The organism is Pectobacterium colocasium, assembly GCF_020181655.1.
GTDB lineage: Bacteria > Pseudomonadota > Gammaproteobacteria > Enterobacterales > Enterobacteriaceae > Pectobacterium > Pectobacterium colocasium.
This window is the reverse complement of sequence record NZ_CP084032.1, coordinates 3,890,671-3,908,362: the sequence shown is the minus strand read 5'-3', so window position 1 is coordinate 3,908,362 and position 17,692 is coordinate 3,890,671. Positions and strand designations below refer to the sequence as shown.

The following is a 17,692-nucleotide window of genomic DNA, read 5'->3' as shown; positions in this document are numbered from 1 at the left end:
CTAAAGGACATGAATAGATGACGGAACAGAGCCTGGTTAAACCCCAATTCAAGCGCGACTATTACACGTTCTATTTATATATGTTGTCGGTGGTGTGCGGTTTTCATCAGGCCGTACCGGGCTCTATCACTCCTTTCCTACGCGATGAATTACAGCTGTCCAGAATCGTGATTGGCTGGCACTTTAGCCTCTACGCCATTGGTATGTTTGCGACAGGCTTTATCGTTACCTACTGTTCAAGAAGGGTATCGCCAAAGCGTATCCTGCTCACCAGCTCATTTGCGGTGACGATTGCAGTGGCCATTTTTTCCCTGCCAATGCCTTCATCGGCAACGTTGGGCATGTCGTTGGTGTTAGGGCTGGCGGGGGGCGCCATGCAAATTGCCATTCAGGAATCGCTGGCACGTCATCACGGTGAAAACAGCGGGGTTGCCATCACGGAAGGATGCATTTTTGCCGCCATCGGGGTCTTTGCCGGACCGGTCTTTGTCAGCCTCGCGGTGGAGTCAGGTTGGGGATGGCGGATGGCAATGTTCGTGCCCATCATCGCGCTGCTGCCTCTTCTCTTTATTGCGCCCGAAAATCTATCGCGGGTGCCTGTCAATATCGCCACTTCAACCAGCAATCCTGCGGAGCGTTCCCCTCGTCTGCCGCTGGTAGCGTTCCTGATGTTCGGCATGATTTTCCTCGGCATTTCAGCCGAGTGGGGCATTGGATTTTGGGGCGCACAGTTTCTGGAAGAGCAGTTATCCGTAACGGTTGCGACCAGCGTGGGGATGATGTCTGCCTACTTCGGCGGTACGATTGTCGGGCGAATTGCGGTGAGTCGCCTGCTGCTGCGCTATGAAATCAACACGCTGCTGATCGGGGCAATCATCGTTGGTGGAATCGGTTTGGTTATTCTGTGGCTGGTTCCTCATGTCACCGTTGCGCTGGTGAGCCTGGCGATTTTAGGCGCCTGTCTGGGGAATTTTTTCCCGTTGATATTATCGGTTGCAACGCAGCAACCGCCGCAGTTTCTGTCAAAAATCGCGGCGGGAGCAACGCAGTCGGTAGGGCTGGCGCTCTTACTGGCGCCCCTGTTACTTGGCAATGTCGGCGAAAGTATCGGGTTGGTTGGCGCTATTGGATTATTGACCGTGATTCCGCCCGTGATGCTGGTGGCCTACCTGCTGTCACGTAAGCTGTCTTAATGAGGCGAAGGGGGCACGGCGCTGGACGTACTCCTGTGGTGCCCTTGCTTCAAGGCTGCCGGACCTGCTCAGGGAGCAGGTCGATATCAGCGGGAATGGCGGGGTCAGCGATCGCTACGAGAATAATACGGCCCTTTCTGAACCGACTCGCGCAGTTTCAGTTCACCGGTAAAAGGTTGTAGCGGTTTAACGTCTTTGCCAGCGATCAGATCCAGCACTTGGGTAATCGCCGTGGCGGCCATCTCTTCAATCGGCATGTACACGGTGGAGAGTGACGGGTGCAGGTAGGTTGCGCAGGGTTCATCGTCAAAGCCGAAGACGGAGACATCCTGCGGTAATGTTTTCCCCGCCTCGTACAGCGCTTTCATCGCGCCAATTGCCATGTGATCGTTGCTGGCAAACAGTGCGCTAAAGCTCATGCCGCTGTTCAGCAACTGCCGTGCGGCCTGATAGCCGCTGGCCACCATGCTGGTTCCATACGCCACCCGCTGTGGTTCAAACGCGATCTGGTGAGTGGTTAATGCCTGCTGATAGCCCGCAAGCCGTGCCTGTGCCGTCGGCGTTTGCATCGGTGCGGTGATGCAGGCGATCTCGCGGTGACCCTGTTCGATCAGGTAATTCACCACGTCAAACGCGGCCTGCTGCTGGCGGAAGAAAATACAGCGCTCCCGTGCTTGCGGCAGATCGCGATTCATCACAATCATCGGAATGGTCAGCGTGTTGAGTAACGCCATGAGATCCGCTTCGGACATATAGCGGGTATAGAGAATTATCGCATCGCACTGCCTGTCAGACAGAAGCTGCACCGCTCGCTGCTCATCCTCCGGTGTATGGTGCCCATCGGTCACGATGAGGTGTTTACCGTGGCTTTCCGCGATATCCGTAGCACGGCGCAGCAGGCGGCCAAAGTAAGGGCCGTCGAAATTAGAGATAACAAGACCGATACTGTTTGAGGTGCGACGAGCCAGCGAACGAGCCAGAAAATTAGGGCGGTAGCCTAGCTCGTCCATTGCCCGAAATACCGCATCGCGTGTTGCCTGTTTGACCTGACCAGTACCGTTGAGCACTCGGGATACGGTCGCTTTAGACACCCCTGCACGTTTCGCCACTTCCTGCATGGTTTTCATGGCTGCACCTTAATTGAGTATGATGACGGGCTAAGCGCCTATCCATCCCTGTTACGACATATTACCACAGGCATATTGCTGGATTTAACGTCCGGTGCTCGTTTCTCAACCAGGTTTTTTCAGTTTTGTGATGCAGCCATTTCGCGCCGTAGCAAGACAATCTCTTCTGCTAAATCCCGGCATAGCATGGCGGTCATCAGATGATCCTGTGCATGTACCATGATCAGATTGACGGGCACCTTTCCTTGTCCTTCGTCCAGACCGATCAACTGAGTTTGAACACGGTGAGCCTCACGAGCCGCTTCGAGCGACGCGGCGAGCAGGTCGTCAGCCTGTTGCCACTCCCGTTGACGCGCGGCCTGAATCGCCATCATGGCGTTTGAACGGGCTTCACCTGCGTTGATCAGCAGTTCCATCACGGTTTGTTCCATATCGAATGCCGGGGCATTTTCTGTGTCTTTCATTGTAGATTTCCTTCGTTGCCTGAGAAGTTGCCATTCATGGTATGCCAAAAGTCACATTTTCATCATATTGGAATTCCAATATTGCCTTGTGAGAATCCTGTCACAGAAAAATAATTCATTATGGTTGATTTTTGGTATGCCAAACGCGAAAGCGCGGTACCTGCATTTACCCTGCGCGTAACGGCCATCCCGCGTGTCACACGCGATATAACAATATGATGATGAAAGAGGTGGTGTTATGTCATTTAAGGACCAACTGATTGATTCATTGGGCTCCTTTGCCAATAAATTTAACAGTCTGCGTTACATTATGGCGATTAAGGCATCCTTTATTACGCTGATGCCTGTCATTATCGTCGGGGCGTTCTCCGTTCTGATTTCCAACATGGTGATGGATCCGAAAAATGGTCTGGCCAGTTTTTCCATGTTCTCGTTTCTGGCTGAACTTAAACCGATTATGAGCGGCATTAACTACGCCACGCTCAGCTTTCTGACTATCGGTGCCGTCTTCCTGATTGGTATCGAGCTTGGGAAGATTAACGGTTCACGCGGGCTGTTTCCCGGCCTGCTGGCGGTGATCTGCTTTATTGCCGTCACGCCAACCACGATCGAAATGGCCGTCAACGGGCAGATGATGGTGGTGAAAGACGTGCTGGCGAAACAGTTCTCCGATACGAAGAGCCTGTTTCTGGGGATGTTTATCGCCATTCTGTCTGTCGAGATGTATACCAAGCTGCAAAATGTCGATCGGCTACAGATTAAAATGCCAGACAGCGTGCCGCCCAACGTCGCGGCCTCTTTTTCTGCGCTGTTTCCTTCCATCATCACGGTGGTTGCGATTGCCACCTTTGGGTTTGTGTTTCACCGCGTGACGGGCATGTATCTGTATGATGCTGTTTATAAAGTCGTGCAGCAGCCGCTGGAATCCGTGGTGCAAAGCCTGCCTGGTTTACTGGTGCTGATGTTTGTCGCTCAGCTGTTCTGGGTGATCGGGATTCACGGCAACCAGATGATTAAACCGATTCGTGAACCGCTATTGCTGGGGGCGATTGCCGTCAACATGACCGCGTTCGAACAAGGGCAGGAGATACCGAACATTATCACTATGCCGTTCTGGGATGTGTACATGAGCATCGGCGGTTCCGGCCTGACAATTGGCCTGCTGCTGGCGGTGATGATTGCGTCTAAACGCAAAGAGATGAAAGAGATTGCCAAAATCTCTTTCGGCCCCAGCGTGTTCAATATTAATGAGCCGGTGATTTTTGGTATGCCGATTATGCTCAACCCGATTCTGGCTATTCCCTTCATTATCACGCCGCTAGTGACGGGGACGATCGGTTATTTCGCCACCAGTATGGGCTTTGCGGGCAAAGCCGTGGTGATGGTGCCGTGGACGACCCCGCCGATCATTAACGCCTGGCTGTCGACGGCAGGCTCAATGGGGGCGGTTGCGACGCAGATTGTGTGCATCATCGTTGCGATGCTGATCTATCTGCCGTTTGTCAAAGTGGCGTCCCGTCGTGCTGAACTGGCGCAGTTGGAAGCGGAAAAGCAGGCCGCAGCGGAAAAAGCCTGAAACGGGCAAGAAGAGAGGTAACGCATGAGTAAGGTTTCACTGGCTATTCCACCTGATTTTATTCTGGGTGCGGCGGCATCGGCATGGCAAACGGAAGGGTGGAGCGGCAAGAAAGCAGGGCAGGATTCCTATCTGGATCTCTGGTACAAGCAGGATCGTCAGGTCTGGCATAACGGGTATGGCCCGGCGAAAGCGACGGACTTCTTTAACCGCTATCGGGAAGATGTGGCGCTGATGAAGTTGGCGGGGCTGACGCACTATCGTACGTCGATCAACTGGTCACGCTTCATGTTGGATTATGAGAAAGGCATCGTTGATGAGGAGTACGCAGCCTACATCGATAATCTGCTGGATGAAATGCACCGGCAGGGGATCGAACCGATGATCTGCCTTGAACACTACGAACTGCCCGCCTGCCTGCTGGAGAAGTATCAGGGCTGGTCATCAAAGCAGGTGGTGGAGTGGTTTGTGCTGTACGCCGATGCGGTTTTCGCTCGCTATGCCGGAAAAGTGAAGCGCTGGTTTACCTTCAATGAGCCAATTGTGGTGCAGACGCGCGTTTATCTGGACGCGCTACGCTACCCTTATGAACAAAACACGCACACGTGGATGCAGTGGAATCACCATAAGAATCTGGCGACGGCAAAAGTGGTACAGCGGTTTCGGCAGCAGGGCTATCACCGGGATGGCGGCTCGATCGGCGTGATCCTCAATCCCGAAGTGACGTATCCGCGATCCCGTGCGGCGCACGATGTGAAAGCGGCACACCTTTACGATCTGTTCTATAACCGGGTCTTTCTCGATCCGGCGCTGAAAGGGGAATACCCGGTGGAACTGATCGCGCTACTGGCGCAGCATCAGGTGAACTGGGATTATACGGAAGAAGAGCTGGCGATCATTCGCGACAACACGGTCGATGAGGTAGGAATCAACCTGTATTACCCGCATCGGGTAAAAGCGCCTAGCCGTGAATGGAACAAGGAGACCCCGTTCCATCCGGCCTATTACTACGAGCATTTTGAGCTGCCGGGGCGTCGTATGAACACCTCGCGCGGCTGGGAAATCAATCCCAAAATCATTTACGACATGGCGAAACGCATGGAGCGTGACTACGGCAACGCGCCGTGGTTTGTGGCAGAAAACGGCATCGGTATCGAGAACGAAGCGCGCTTTAAAGATGACGCTGGCGTGATTCAGGACGATTACCGCATCGCTTTTATTGCCGAACATCTTTACTGGACGCTGAAGGCGAAGGAAGAGGGCGCAAACTGTCGTGGCTACATGCTGTGGGCGTTTACCGACAATGTCTCGCCGATGAACGCGTTTAAAAATCGCTACGGATTGATCGAAATCGATCTGGAACAGGATCGGCAGCGGAGGCCGAAAAAATCCGCCGCCTGGTTTCGTCAGCTACACGACTCGCGTCGGCTTGAATTGACTTTGGATGATGAAGAGAAATAGGTGCAGGTAACCAAAATGAGGAACGGAATATGAAAAGAATCGTACTGGCCTGTTCAGCAGGCATGTCGACCTCACTGGTGGTCACCAAAATGGAGAAAGAAGCGGAAACGCGAGGAATGGCGCTGAAGATCTATGCGATTCCAGAGCAAAATCTGCGAGATGAATTGCAGGAGTTCAGCAGCGAGATTATTGCGGTTCTGCTGGGGCCGCAGGTGCGCTTCAAGCTCAACGAAAATAAAAAGCTGACGGACAGCTACCAGATTCCTATCGCAGTGATCGACCCTGTCGCCTACGGCACATTAAATGGCGCAAAAGTGCTGGATCAGGCGCTGAGTTTGGTAGACTAGCGCACCGCCGCGACGTCAGTACGTGGCTGGGTATATTCGGTGCGGGCCTGACGTCCGCACCTAGGGCGACAGTGCATGTAGGGTGAAAGCGTGGCGAAGGATGTGGTTCTGCAAGAGAAGAAGCAATATCAGGAAATCGGCTGTGATTTGCGTCAGAAGATTCAGTCAGGGGATTACCCCGTTGGATCGCGCCTTCCTCCTGAACGAAATATTGCGGAAACCTATGGCGTTAGCCGCACGATAGTGCGCGAAGCGTTACTGATGCTTGAGCTGGAAGGCACGGTCGATATTCGTCAGGGGTCTGGGGTTTATGTCCTGCGTATTCCCGATGAAGATGACGCGGCAGACAGCGCCAAGAATCATATTGGCGCGTTTGAAATGTTACAGGCACGCCAACTGCTGGAAAGCAACATCGCGGCGTTTGCGGCACGCATGGCAACGCGGGCGGATATCGAAAACCTGCGCAAGACGCTGGAGCAAGAGCAAGCGGCGATTGCCGGAAAAGATTACCGTGGCGATTTCGATCGCTTGTTCCACCTGCAAATTGCGGGGGCGACGCAAAACCAGATGCTGCTGGAAACGGTCAGCAATATCTGGGCGTGCCGTGATGATAACGCGCTCTGGCAGCAGCTTTACACCCATGTTGGCACGCAGGGCTATCGCCTGAAATGGCTGGCGGATCATCAGGCTATTCTGGCGGCGCTGCGGCGTCGCGATGTGTCCGGCTCTTATCAGGCCATGTGGCAGCACCTCGAAAATGTCAAAAATACGCTGATGGAAATCTCAGACGCCGACGCGCCGGAGTTTGACGGCTATTTGTTTGATTCTGTACCGATTTTTCAGGGGAAGCTGGTGTAATCATGACGGACATTTCTGGGGTAAGTATTGGTTATCTGGCGGATCATCCCCAGCATCAGGAGCAGGTGATTGACTGGATATGGCAGGCGTTCGGCAGCCAGAACAGCCGCGACTTCTTTGCAAGCGTAGTGCGCAATAGCCTGAACCCAGCGGCACTGCCGCTGACGTTTATCGCGCTGGAGGGCGAGCGCTTAGTCGGAACGGTGGGGCTCTGGCGCTGCGATTTAATCAGCCGACAGGATCTGACGCCCTGGCTGGCCTCGCTGTATGTGGAAGAAAGCCAGCGTGACAAAGGGCTGGGTCTCGCGCTGCAACAGCACGTACTGGACTTCTGCCGCCGTCAGGGTTTTGAGGATCTCTACCTGTACGCCACGTTTAGCGGCTATTACGAAAAACACGGCTGGCGTTACATCGGTGAGGGGCTGGACTACCCGGACAAAGCCGTACGCCTATATCACCAGTCGCTATCACGCTAGAAAAACGCGCTAAAAGGGGGCGGCCTTACATGATTCGCTAGAATTTTACAGTTGGTTGCACTTATAGAATAACTCTTTCGATTCATCGCTGGTGAAGATAAGTGGCGATCCTTAGAGTAACAAGTCCCAGAGGTATTGATTGGTGATATTCGATGTGCTCTGTACATTGAAACCATTTGATTACACCAACCTACGCGGATGCGTAGGTTTTTTTTTGCCTGAATTTTCCGTTTTTGTTATCTCCCGCAATTTTCATGCTATGTGAATGCTGTGCCGACGGCAATCTTCACGTGCAGCCGCGTACCCGTCACTTGAAGTATGATATGTATGTAGTATTTTGACGTATCGCCCGGTGGTTTTGCGCTTCGGCAAGCTGCCCGTTTATCTGTCTATTGGGAGAAGGCATGATTCATACCCTGTTACGTTGGGTGTTCCAGCGTCTGTACCGCATCCGGATCGAGGGCGACAGCAGCCAGTTTCAGCAATCCAAATTGCTCATCACCCCTAACCACGTCTCTTTCCTTGATGGTGCTTTGCTGGCGTTATTCTTACCGATAAAGCCCGTCTTTGCGGTGTACTCCTCCATTTCCGATCGCTGGTTTATGCGCTGGCTGAAGCCTTATATCGATTTCGTGCCGTTAGATCCCACCAAGCCTCTGGCGATCAAAGGGCTGATCAAGGTGATCGAACGCGGTCAGCCCGTCGTGGTTTTCCCGGAAGGGCGCATCAGTGTCACCGGATCGCTGATGAAGATTTACAGCGGCGCGGCGTTTGTCGCGGCGAAATCCGGGGCGACGATTATCCCCGTGCGTATTGATGGCGCCGAATTCACACCGTTTGGCCGGTTGGCGGGCGTGTTTAAACGCCGCTGTTTCCCATCGATCACGATCACCTATTTACCGCCTACCACGCTGCCGATGCCGGAAGCCAGCAGTGCCAGAGAACGCCGTGCGTTGGCCGGTGAACACTTGCACCAGATTATGATGAAGGCGCGAATGGACACGCGTCCACAGCATACGCTGTATCAGGCCTTTCTGGCGGCGAGAACCCGTTACGGACGGCGTTCTGCCAGCATTGCGGATATTTCCTTTAATGAAGACAGCTATCAGGGCTTACTGAAAAAATCGCTGGGCGTGTCACGCATTTTGCAGCGTTTCACCCGCGCGGATGAACATGTCGGTATGCTGTTGCCCAACGCGACCATCACCGCAGCATCCATTCTGGGTGCCTCGCTGCGTAACCGCGTTCCTGCCATGCTGAACTACACCGCTGGCGCGAAAGGGCTACAAAGCGCGATGAAAGCGGCGGGGATCAAAACGATTGTCACGTCCCGCCAGTTTCTTGAAAAGGGCAAGTTGACGGATTTGCCGAAGCAGGTCAGCGAGGCCAACTGGGTCTATCTGGAAGACTTGAAAGACACCGTGACGCTGGCGGATAAGCTGTGGATCCTGTTTCATCTGCTGTTCCCAGCCCGTGCGATGCTGCCGCAGAAACCCCAAGATGCGGCCATCGTGCTGTTTACCTCTGGTTCCGAGGGAAACCCGAAAGGCGTCGTGCATTCTCATGACAGCCTGCTGGCGAACGTTGAGCAGATTCGCACCGTGGCGGACTTCACGCCGCGTGACCGCTTTATGTCTGCGCTGCCGCTGTTCCATGCGTTTGGTCTGACGGTGGGGCTATTAACGCCGCTGATGACGGGCGCCCGCGTGTTCCTTTATCCCAGCCCGCTGCATTATCGCATCGTGCCGGAGCTGGTTTACGATCAGAACTGCACCGTGCTGTTTGGTACGTCTACGTTTTTAGGCAACTATGCGCGCTTTGCCCATCCGTATGATTTTGCTCGCCTGCGCTATGTGGTTGCTGGGGCAGAAAAGCTGTCTGAAACCACGCGTCAGGTCTGGCAGGACAAATTTGGTATCCGCATTCTGGAAGGGTACGGCGTGACCGAGTGCGCGCCAGTGGTGGCGATCAACGTCCCGATGGCGACGAAAATCCATTCCGTCGGCAAGTTGTTGCCGGAAATTGAATCGCGATTGATCACGGTGCCGGGCATTACGCGCGGTGGCCGCCTGCAACTGCGCGGGCCAAATATCATGAAAGGCTATCTGCGGGTGGAAAACCCCGGCGTGCTGGAAACGCCAGCGGCAGAAAATGCACAGGGCGAGTTGCAGCAGGGCTGGTATGACACCGGTGATATCGTCGAACTGGATGAAAAAGGATTCTGCACCATCATCGGCCGTGTGAAGCGCTTTGCCAAACTTGCGGGGGAGATGGTATCGCTCGAAAGCGTAGAACAGCTGGCGGCGAAGGTGTCGCCGGAAGCGCAGCATGCTGCTAGTGCGAAAAGCGACAGCAGTAAAGGCGAGGCGCTGGTGCTGTTTACGACGGACAACCAGATCACGCGTGATGTGTTGCTTGCACAGGCTCGCAGTAGCGGTGTGCCGGAACTGGCTGTGCCGCGCGATATTCGCTATGTGAAAGCCTTACCGCTACTCGGCAGTGGCAAGCCTGACTTTGTCACGCTGCGCCACATGGCCGAAGAGCCTGTCACTAACGCATCGGAGCAGAATGCATGAGCCAACAGACTGAACCTGCGACGCCCCTGCTGTCGCGCAGCATGAATGCGGTGATTATTGCGCAGTTCTTCTCCGCGTTTGGCGATAACGCGCTGCTGTTTGCCACGTTAGCGCTGATCAAACAGCTGGTGTATCCCGACTGGAGCCAGCCGTTTTTACAGATAGGCTTTGTCGCTGCGTACATCATTCTGGCACCGTTTGTCGGACAAATTGCGGACAGCTTCGCCAAAGGTCAGGTGATGATGTTCGCCAATACCCTGAAGCTGGCGGGTGCGCTGCTGATTTGCGTGGGCGGTAATCCGTTTCTGGGATACACGCTCGTGGGCATTGGCGCAGCCGCATATTCCCCGGCGAAATACGGTATTCTGGGTGAGATCACGCGTGGTGACCAGTTAGTCAAAGCGAATGGGCTGATGGAAGCCTCGACGATTGCGGCGATCCTGACCGGTTCCGTGGCAGGTGGCGTGCTGGCGGACTGGAACATTTACGGCGCGCTGTCGATTTGCGCGGTGGCGTACGGCGTAGCGCTGGGGGCGAATATGCTGATTCCTCGCCTGAACGCGGCACGACCGGGGCAGCCGTGGCATCCGGTGCAGATGGCGAGCAGCTTCTTTTCTGCTTGTCGGGTGCTGTGGCGCGATGGCGATGCCCGACTCTCGCTCATCGGCACCAGTATGTTCTGGGGGGCGGGAGTGACGCTGCGCTTTCTGTTGGTGCTGTGGGTGCCGCATGCGCTCGGCATTACCGATAATGCGACGCCGACGCTGCTTAACGCAATGGTCGCCGTGGGCATCGTGGTGGGAGCCGGTGCGGCTGCGAAGCTGGTAACGCTCGATAGCGTGCGGCGCTGCCTGCCTGCGGGGTTCCTGATCGGCGTAGTGGTGGTGATTTTTACGCTTCAGCATAACCTCATGAGTGCCTACTCGCTGCTGATTCTGCTGGGGGCGCTGGGTGGATTCTTCATTGTTCCGCTGAACGCGCTTTTGCAGGAACGTGGGAAGGCCAGTGTCGGTGCGGGGAATGCGATCGCCGTACAGAATTTGGGTGAGAACGGCGCTATGCTGTTAATGCTTGGGCTCTATTCTCTGGTAGTGAAACTGGGCGTGTCGGTTATCGCTATCGGGATTGGCTTTGGCGTCCTGTTTGCGCTGGCGATTGCGCTACTGTGGGCATGGTTGGTTCTGGCTAAACGCCGCGATCGTTCCCTCGGCGCAGGTAAAGAATAAACGTCTGATGTAATAAACGTCTTGTGTAATAAACGTATGGTGTAAGAGGGAAGGGTGGAAATGAGTCTGATATGGCATGACTGGGATGTGGCAGACCTTAACGTGTATTCACTGCATGACATATTGGCGCTGCGCAATCAGGTGTTCGTGGTCGAGCAAACCTGTCCCTATCTGGATATTGATGGCCGCGATCTGGTGGACGGCAATCGCCATATTACGGCGTACCGTGACGGCAAGCTGGCTGCCTGCGCCCGGTTGCTCGCGCCCCATCCGAACAACGATGTGGTGACGATTGGGCGTGTGATTGTCGAGCCGCATGCCCGCGGGCAACATCTGGGACATCAGCTGATGGAACACGCGCTGATTGCCTGTGCACGCCACTGGCCGCAAAAACACCTTTTTCTGTCCGCGCAGGCTCATTTGCAAGCGTTCTACGGCGCGTTCGGCTTTGTGGCGACCGGTGAGGTATACGACGAAGACGGCATTCCGCATATTGATATGCTGTCGGCGTTCTGAGAGCTATTGAGCGTGTAGCGGAAGTTATTGGGATTGTGGCTTAAACAAAAAACCGGCTAACGTATGGCCGGTTTTTTTTGTCTGGCGGTGAGTTAGCTGGCAGCGTGAGAAATGGTGCTACCGAGTTTTTGCACATCCTGGCCAAAGCCGCGTGTAGTGTTACAGCCGCTCAATGTTGCTGTGACCAGCAACGCCACTACGATCGTTGTTATACGTTTCATCATCGTTACCAGCAGGTTGTTGATAAATAGGGTTTGATAGAAAGACCGTGATAGGGTTTTACTGTGTCATAACCGCAGGTAAAAATTCAATCCTCGATAGCCCTGAACCGGCTGATATTGTTTGAGATTATGTTGCTACCTATGTGGATTCGCTTAGGCCTGAGTTGGTACGGTGACGGCATGGAGCTAAACCTAATCTGACGGGCGGCTTTGTGCCAGGAGTAGACGTTCAGTTGTTTGTTTTTTGACATGAAACTACGCGTTTTTTGGACGTTAGGGTTATTCCGTCCAAGTAAATTACCTTAGCTGGATGGAAACGATTTTTCTAATTACTCATTGAATCTCAGGAGGTATCCGGACGTCAATCAAACGCACGGTAACAACCCGCGAAATCTATTCTAATGAGCCGCGCCGGCGAACTGGGGTTGAAAAGAAAAGCCCACGAGATGATGAGGCAATTGGAGCATCAAGGAGGTACTATTCGGCAGTTGTGTTAGGTTGCTGAGCGTTCTCATTTTTGCCGCTATTAAGCTGAATGTTTGGCTGCTGGAATAACGATCCCTGCAGATTTTTAAACGCTCCATCCACAATGTCGTCTCTGGATTTTTGTGGCAATGCCCAAGTACAAATGCCATAGACAATGACAGCGAAGGTTATTGTGGCGAAAATGCTGGCAAACCCATTCCAATACCATCCTAATGAGCGGGAAACACGCCCACGTTTGCGTGCTTGGGTGATTTCAACCATACGATGAAAATTGAGAATAGCATCCTCTTCAGCCTTCCTTAATTCGCTCTCACGTGATGCTTTCATAGCCTGTATTTTTGCTTTCAGCCGTTCTATTTCAACATCCTGCAAGTTAGCATCGGCTAATTGTGCATCGTACTCAAGCCGGATGTCAGCATCTATCTGGTTTGTTAAGTTTGTGACGATGGCTTCTGCTTTTTCTTTGTAAGACTCAATTCGGCCTGGCGAATTAACTGTCTGCTCATGAAAGATCTTCAACTGGGAGTTAATATAGTCTTCTGTATATTTGCCACTCTTGCGCAACTTCTCTGCGTATTCATTTTTGTCGTGCTTATAGAGCGCGTAAGCCAAAAAGCCAGAGGTGTCATCTTTTCCTGTAACTAATTGAGTAAAAACCCAGAGCTTTTCCATTTGGTTTTTCCGCAATAAAAAAGCGCCAGAAAAAGGCGCTTTAATCAACTAAAGTAAAATTATCCTTTGGCTACAACTGTCCTGAATGCGCGATCCATCATCATTCGCGCATCATCTCGTGATCTCTGCATTGAGGCAGAACCAGAAGACATTGAAGCTGCAGGCTTAGCAGGGGCGCTATTTTGTGCTAATGCACTGCGAGCAATGTCAGCCTTACGGTTATCTGACAGCGGTCGAAGTTCGTATTTAGCCATTTATCCTCCCCATATATCCAACGGTTATCCACAATCAAACACTGTTGACCATTCTGTGGATAGTTTACCACAGGTACCGTTAAACGCCATATGTAGAATTGTCAAGCACTTAAAGAACAGCAATCACTGTATGTGGGTGGTTTTGTTTCGATTGCCTCTAGATGTAGTGAGTGGTCTCTAAAACTAAAAAAACGTTTGATAATGAAGTCGGTTTAAGATCAGGTGGTTTGCACTGGATGTTGGAACCACTTAGGCCTCCGCACCACCTGGACGCAGCGGTGTTTCTGTCCAGTTATTCCGCACTGATCCCCAAAATCTGTGGATAAACAACATCTGTTTCTCCTGTGGCAGTCTCTGCCGTGGTGATTGCACTTACTCCGTGCAAATCGCGCGGTTTCTAAACATCATATGTCCGCTCCTCGCTCATTACAGCCTGTCAGATTTAATCGTGTTCTGTTCGCGAAAACTGTCCGTTCAAGTCTGAGCTAATGCTACTTATGGTCTCTGAAAATGGCTCATAGCCACTTAAGATCCCGCACAATGTCCTGCGACTGATGACATCGTCGTCCAGTACAAGGAAAAAGGATTTTGGTACTGCGGGCAAGCGGTGTTTGATTGGAAAGGAAGACGGCTCGAAATAAGGTTTGTAAGCGTTGCAAAAGCAGAAAGATAGTGGGAAACGGTGGGCAGGTTTACCAGAGAAAACCTGCCCACAGAATGATTACTCTTCTTCTGTCAGAAACAGCTCCAGCAGGGAATTCAGGAACAACTTGCCGTGTTCGGTGATTTGCCAGTGCGTCGCGGTTTCAGTCAGATAGCCTTGTGCCAGTGCCTGATCTAACATCGGGCGGATACTCTCTTCATCCAAACCAGTATACGCCGTGAAATCCTCGCGTGGGGCGGCTTCCAGCAGGCGAAAGCGGTTCATGAAAAACTCAAATGGCCGATCGTCGTTAGCGACGTCGTGTTGTTTATCCAGATAGGTGCCCTGCATATAGCCACGCGGATGGCGGACTTTGACCGTGCGCAGAATGCGCCCGTCGCTGAAGGTCAGCTTGCCGTGCGCGCCACAGCCAATCCCCAAATAATCACCGAAGCGCCAGTAGTTTAGGTTGTGCTGACACTGGTAGCCCGGTTTGGCATAGGCAGAGGTTTCATACTGCTGGTAACCGGCGGCGCTCAGTAACGCGTGACCCTGCTCGTAGATGTCCCACAGTGCGTCATCGTCCGGTAGCGTCGGCGGACGCGAGCTGAACAGCGTATTCGGTTCAATGGTGAGTTGATACCACGATAAATGCGGTGGATTGAGCGCAATGGCCTGACGCAGATCGTCCAGCGCTTCGTCCAACGATTGATCCGGCAAGCCGTGCATCAGGTCCAGATTAAAGCTGCGTAAGCCCAGACCGGTCGCCAGCTGTGCGGCACGCTTGGCTTCGTCCGGGCCGTGAATACGCCCTAAGCGCGTCAGCTTTTGCGGATCGAAACTCTGCACGCCAATGGAAATTCGGTTTATGCCTGCACGCTGATAGCCACTGAAGCGGTCGGCTTCAACCGTACCGGGATTGGCTTCCATCGTAATTTCGGCATCCGGCGTTAGCGGAATTCTTGCCCGAACGCCGTCGAGCAGCGCCTGCATCGCTTCCGCGCTCAGCAGGCTGGGCGTGCCGCCGCCGATGAAGATCGAATGCAGCGCACGACCGCTCGCTAACGGCAAATCGGCGTCCAGATCCGCCAGCAGGTGATCGACATATTCCTGATGCGGCACATCGCCTTTCAGCGCGTGAGAGTTGAAATCGCAGTACGGGCATTTTTGCACGCACCACGGAATATGGATGTACAGGCTGAGCGGGGGAAGCTTAAGCATTGCGTAGCGCATCCAGCAGCAAGCGCAGCGCCTGACCGCGGTGAGACTGTGCGTTCTTCTCTTCACGCGTCAGCTCTGCGGCCGTTTTACCCAGCTCAGGCACGAAGAAGATGGGGTCATAGCCAAAACCGCCGTTGCCTGCCGCTTCATGCGTCAGCACACCCTGCCAGCTACCGTGGCAGACAATCGGCGTTGGGTCTTCAGCGTGGCGCAGATAAACCAACACGCAGTGGAAGCTGGCACGGCGTTGTGCATCTGGTACGTCTTGTAGTGTCAGCAGTAGCTTATCCAGATTTTGCTGGTCGCTGGCATCCACACCCGCGTAGCGTGCCGAGTAAATACCCGGTGCGCCGCCCAGTGCATCGACAGCCAGACCAGAATCATCGGCAATCGCCGGTAATCCCGTGATTTGCGCCGCATGACGTGCTTTCAGGATGGCGTTTTCGATGAAAGTCAGACCGGTTTCTTCGGCGGAATCCACGCCGATTTCAGTCTGCGCCACAATATCCAGACCGAAATCGGCCAGCAAGCTGGCGAGCTCGCGCACTTTACCGGGGTTTCCGGTAGCCAAAACCACTTTTTGCATCGTCTTGTCCTGCGTGTTTATTCAAGCGTGTTTATTCAATGAAGTCCGTGACGTCCGCCGGGATGTGTTGCGGATGGGTAATTCTAATCTGTTTATGCCGCCCGAGTTCGCCTTTTTCAATCACGACCAGACTCTTGGCGACTCGAAACTGTTTGGCGAGGAATTTGGTCAGATGGGCATTGGCCTGCCCATCCACCGGTGGTGCGGTAATGGCGACTTTCAGTTCGTCGCCATGCAAACCCACGATCTGATCCCGGCTGGCTTTTGGCTGAATATACAGCCGAATCACCAGCGCATCGCCGTGGCGGGTAATGGCACTCACAGCAGGAACCACAGCCCCGGGAACAGATCCATGCCCAGATAGTTGAGCATATACAGAATCAGAATCACGGCCATCGCAGAGAAATCAATGCCGCCCATGACCGGAATAATGCGACGGAGCGGTGCCATTAGCGGTTCAGTTAACTGATGCAGCAGATACTCAATAGGGCTACGGCCCTGGCTGACCCAGCTCATGATGGAACGGATGATGATGACCCAGAAGACCAGATAGCCGGCGGATTTTATCAGCGAAATGAGCCCGACCAGCAGGTTCATGGGGCTGAGAGAAATCGCGCCAACCTGAATCAGCAACAGTAACGGGTATTTGATCGTCGTCAGAATAAAAGCCAGCAGCAGCGAGGCGCTATCAATCGGCCCTAATGACGGCAAAATGCGGCGCAGCGGCCCGACAATCGGCTGGGTGATTTTGACGACAAACTGCGACAGCGGGTTATAGAAATCGCTACGTGACCACTGCATCCAGATGCGCAGCAACAGGACCATTACATAGAGGTCGACCAGCGTTTTGACCAGAAAAGTCAGGGTGAGCATAAGTACGTCTTTTCCTTATAAGATAAAGAATCGGGGAACTCGCTTTGGTTAAAAAAGCGTTTCCATTTCCTGTGCGCGAGCAATTGCCGCCTGCATGGCCTCAGCCACGGTTTGCGTCAACTGCTGTTCGTTAAATACCCGCAGGGCTTCTGCCGTCGTGCCGCCCTTGGAGGTGACATTTTCCCGCAGCGTTGACAGCGCCGTATCGGGGTTGGCTTCAACCAGCGCGGCAGCACCTGACGCGGCCTGTTGCACCAGCAGGCGAGCGGTTTCCTGACAGAATCCCTGACGGATAGCTTCCTGCTGCATGGCTTCCATAAACAGGAAGAAATAGGCCGGTGCGCTGCCCGCCGCGGCGATAACGCCGTTAATGCCTGATTCGCTATCCACCCAGCAAATTTTACCGACGCTCTGCATCAGCTGTGCGGTGAAGTCTTTATCAGCCTGACTGACGGACGCGGGGGCATACATCCCGCTCATGCCTTTTCCGACCAGAGACGGCGTATTTGGCATAATCCGGACGATATTCAGCGGTTCTCCCAGCAGGGTCTGAAAACGGGCAATGCTGATGCCCGCCGCAATCGAGAGTACCAGTTTACCCGTGAAGTTGACGTGTTCATGCAGCGGTTCGCAAACTGTCGCCATCATTTGCGGTTTGACGGCCAGTACAATAACGTCCGCTTCCTGCGCGCAACGGACATTGTCTGCACTGCTGATCACGCCGTATTGTGCAGCCAGCGCATCGCGGTTCTTACCCGAAGGCGCGCAGACGCTGATGTGTTGAGCGGGGTAACCGCCGTTGACTAATCCGGCGATAATGGCCTGCGCCATGTTTCCGGCACCAATAAACGCTATTTTACGTTGCTGCATCTGCATCCTCGTTGCTCACCTGTTTGTCAAAGATGACGTGCCGTTC

Annotated in this window: 19 protein-coding genes; 9 read left to right on the top strand and 10 right to left on the bottom strand. The window is 53.6% G+C overall.

The genetic code is table 11. The annotated features are described in order from the left end of the window. Positions 1 to 17 precede the first annotated feature (17 nt). A complete protein-coding gene (locus LCF41_RS17705) occupies positions 18 to 1,193 on the top strand; it encodes an MFS transporter (protein WP_225085692.1) in 1,176 nt (391 codons plus the stop codon). Between the two features lie 104 nt (positions 1,194 to 1,297). Here LCF41_RS17705 and LCF41_RS17700 read toward each other — a convergent pair whose 3' ends face one another. Both LCF41_RS17700 and LCF41_RS17695 read right to left on the bottom strand, forming a co-directional pair. Then, on the bottom strand, positions 1,298 to 2,320 hold the full coding sequence (locus LCF41_RS17700; protein WP_225085691.1) for a LacI family DNA-binding transcriptional regulator: 1,023 nt from the start codon (positions 2,318 to 2,320) through the stop codon (positions 1,298 to 1,300). Between the two features lie 119 nt (positions 2,321 to 2,439). After that, positions 2,440 to 2,784 (bottom strand): PTS lactose/cellobiose transporter subunit IIA, encoded by a 345-nt coding sequence (locus LCF41_RS17695; protein ID WP_225085690.1) that lies wholly within the window; start codon positions 2,782 to 2,784, stop codon positions 2,440 to 2,442. Positions 2,785 to 3,022: 238 nt separating this feature from the next. On the opposite strand from LCF41_RS17695, the gene LCF41_RS17690 reads away from it, so the two are divergent. The 8 genes from LCF41_RS17690 to LCF41_RS17655 all read left to right on the top strand — a co-directional run bounded on the left by LCF41_RS17690 (position 3,023) and on the right by LCF41_RS17655 (position 11,820). Further along, entirely contained in the window at positions 3,023 to 4,360 is a 1,338-nt protein-coding gene (locus tag LCF41_RS17690) for a PTS sugar transporter subunit IIC (RefSeq protein WP_039361387.1), read from the top strand. Between the two features lie 24 nt (positions 4,361 to 4,384). Beyond that, the gene (locus tag LCF41_RS17685; RefSeq protein WP_225085689.1) at positions 4,385 to 5,821 is read left to right on the top strand and encodes a glycoside hydrolase family 1 protein; all 1,437 of its coding nucleotides are present in this window, start codon (positions 4,385 to 4,387) and stop codon (positions 5,819 to 5,821) included. A gap of 29 nt (positions 5,822 to 5,850) precedes the next feature. Next, complete coding sequence (locus LCF41_RS17680) at positions 5,851 to 6,168, top strand: PTS sugar transporter subunit IIB (RefSeq protein WP_225085688.1); 318 nt, start codon at positions 5,851 to 5,853, stop codon at positions 6,166 to 6,168. 90 nt (positions 6,169 to 6,258) lie between these two features. After that, positions 6,259 to 7,026: an FCD domain-containing protein gene (locus LCF41_RS17675; protein ID WP_103160671.1), complete on the top strand. Its 768-nt coding sequence runs from the start codon at positions 6,259 to 6,261 to the stop codon at positions 7,024 to 7,026. A gap of 2 nt (positions 7,027 to 7,028) precedes the next feature. After that, complete coding sequence (locus LCF41_RS17670) at positions 7,029 to 7,502, top strand: GNAT family N-acetyltransferase (protein WP_225085687.1); 474 nt, start codon at positions 7,029 to 7,031, stop codon at positions 7,500 to 7,502. Between the two features lie 404 nt (positions 7,503 to 7,906). Further along, positions 7,907 to 10,078, top strand: coding sequence for a bifunctional acyl-ACP--phospholipid O-acyltransferase/long-chain-fatty-acid--ACP ligase (gene aas, locus LCF41_RS17665; protein ID WP_225085686.1), 2,172 nt, complete (start codon positions 7,907 to 7,909; stop codon positions 10,076 to 10,078). After that, the gene (lplT, locus tag LCF41_RS17660; protein ID WP_225085685.1) at positions 10,075 to 11,304 is read left to right on the top strand and encodes a lysophospholipid transporter LplT; all 1,230 of its coding nucleotides are present in this window, start codon (positions 10,075 to 10,077) and stop codon (positions 11,302 to 11,304) included. Before aas ends, lplT begins: the two co-directional genes overlap by 4 nt. A 60-nt stretch (positions 11,305 to 11,364) precedes the next feature. Then, a complete protein-coding gene (locus LCF41_RS17655; protein ID WP_225085684.1) occupies positions 11,365 to 11,820 on the top strand; it encodes a GNAT family N-acetyltransferase in 456 nt (151 codons plus the stop codon). A gap of 92 nt (positions 11,821 to 11,912) precedes the next feature. On the opposite strand, the gene LCF41_RS17650 is transcribed toward LCF41_RS17655, so the two are convergent. The 8 genes from LCF41_RS17650 to proC all read right to left on the bottom strand — a co-directional run bounded on the left by LCF41_RS17650 (position 11,913) and on the right by proC (position 17,646). Beyond that, positions 11,913 to 12,041 (bottom strand): entericidin A/B family lipoprotein, encoded by a 129-nt coding sequence (locus tag LCF41_RS17650; protein WP_225088216.1) that lies wholly within the window; start codon positions 12,039 to 12,041, stop codon positions 11,913 to 11,915. A gap of 477 nt (positions 12,042 to 12,518) precedes the next feature. Continuing rightward, entirely contained in the window at positions 12,519 to 13,199 is a 681-nt protein-coding gene (locus LCF41_RS17645) for a hypothetical protein (protein ID WP_225085683.1), read from the bottom strand. Between the two features lie 59 nt (positions 13,200 to 13,258). Beyond that, positions 13,259 to 13,453, bottom strand: coding sequence for a hypothetical protein (locus LCF41_RS17640; RefSeq protein ID WP_225085682.1), 195 nt, complete (start codon positions 13,451 to 13,453; stop codon positions 13,259 to 13,261). A 721-nt stretch (positions 13,454 to 14,174) separates the two neighbouring features. Further along, positions 14,175 to 15,317, bottom strand: a complete 1,143-nt coding sequence (hemW, locus tag LCF41_RS17635; protein WP_225085681.1) for a radical SAM family heme chaperone HemW — start codon at positions 15,315 to 15,317, stop codon at positions 14,175 to 14,177. Continuing rightward, positions 15,310 to 15,903: an RdgB/HAM1 family non-canonical purine NTP pyrophosphatase gene (gene rdgB / locus LCF41_RS17630; protein WP_225085680.1), complete on the bottom strand. Its 594-nt coding sequence runs from the start codon at positions 15,901 to 15,903 to the stop codon at positions 15,310 to 15,312. The genes hemW and rdgB overlap by 8 nt, the downstream gene beginning before the upstream one ends. Before the next feature lie 31 nt (positions 15,904 to 15,934). Beyond that, the gene (gene yggU / locus LCF41_RS17625; RefSeq protein WP_225085679.1) at positions 15,935 to 16,225 is read right to left on the bottom strand and encodes a DUF167 family protein YggU; all 291 of its coding nucleotides are present in this window, start codon (positions 16,223 to 16,225) and stop codon (positions 15,935 to 15,937) included. Next, positions 16,222 to 16,776: a YggT family protein gene (locus LCF41_RS17620; RefSeq protein ID WP_010295003.1), complete on the bottom strand. Its 555-nt coding sequence runs from the start codon at positions 16,774 to 16,776 to the stop codon at positions 16,222 to 16,224. Before LCF41_RS17620 ends, yggU begins: the two co-directional genes overlap by 4 nt. A 48-nt stretch (positions 16,777 to 16,824) precedes the next feature. Then, positions 16,825 to 17,646 (bottom strand): pyrroline-5-carboxylate reductase, encoded by an 822-nt coding sequence (gene proC / locus LCF41_RS17615; RefSeq protein ID WP_225085678.1) that lies wholly within the window; start codon positions 17,644 to 17,646, stop codon positions 16,825 to 16,827. Between the last annotated feature and the right edge of the window lie 46 nt (positions 17,647 to 17,692).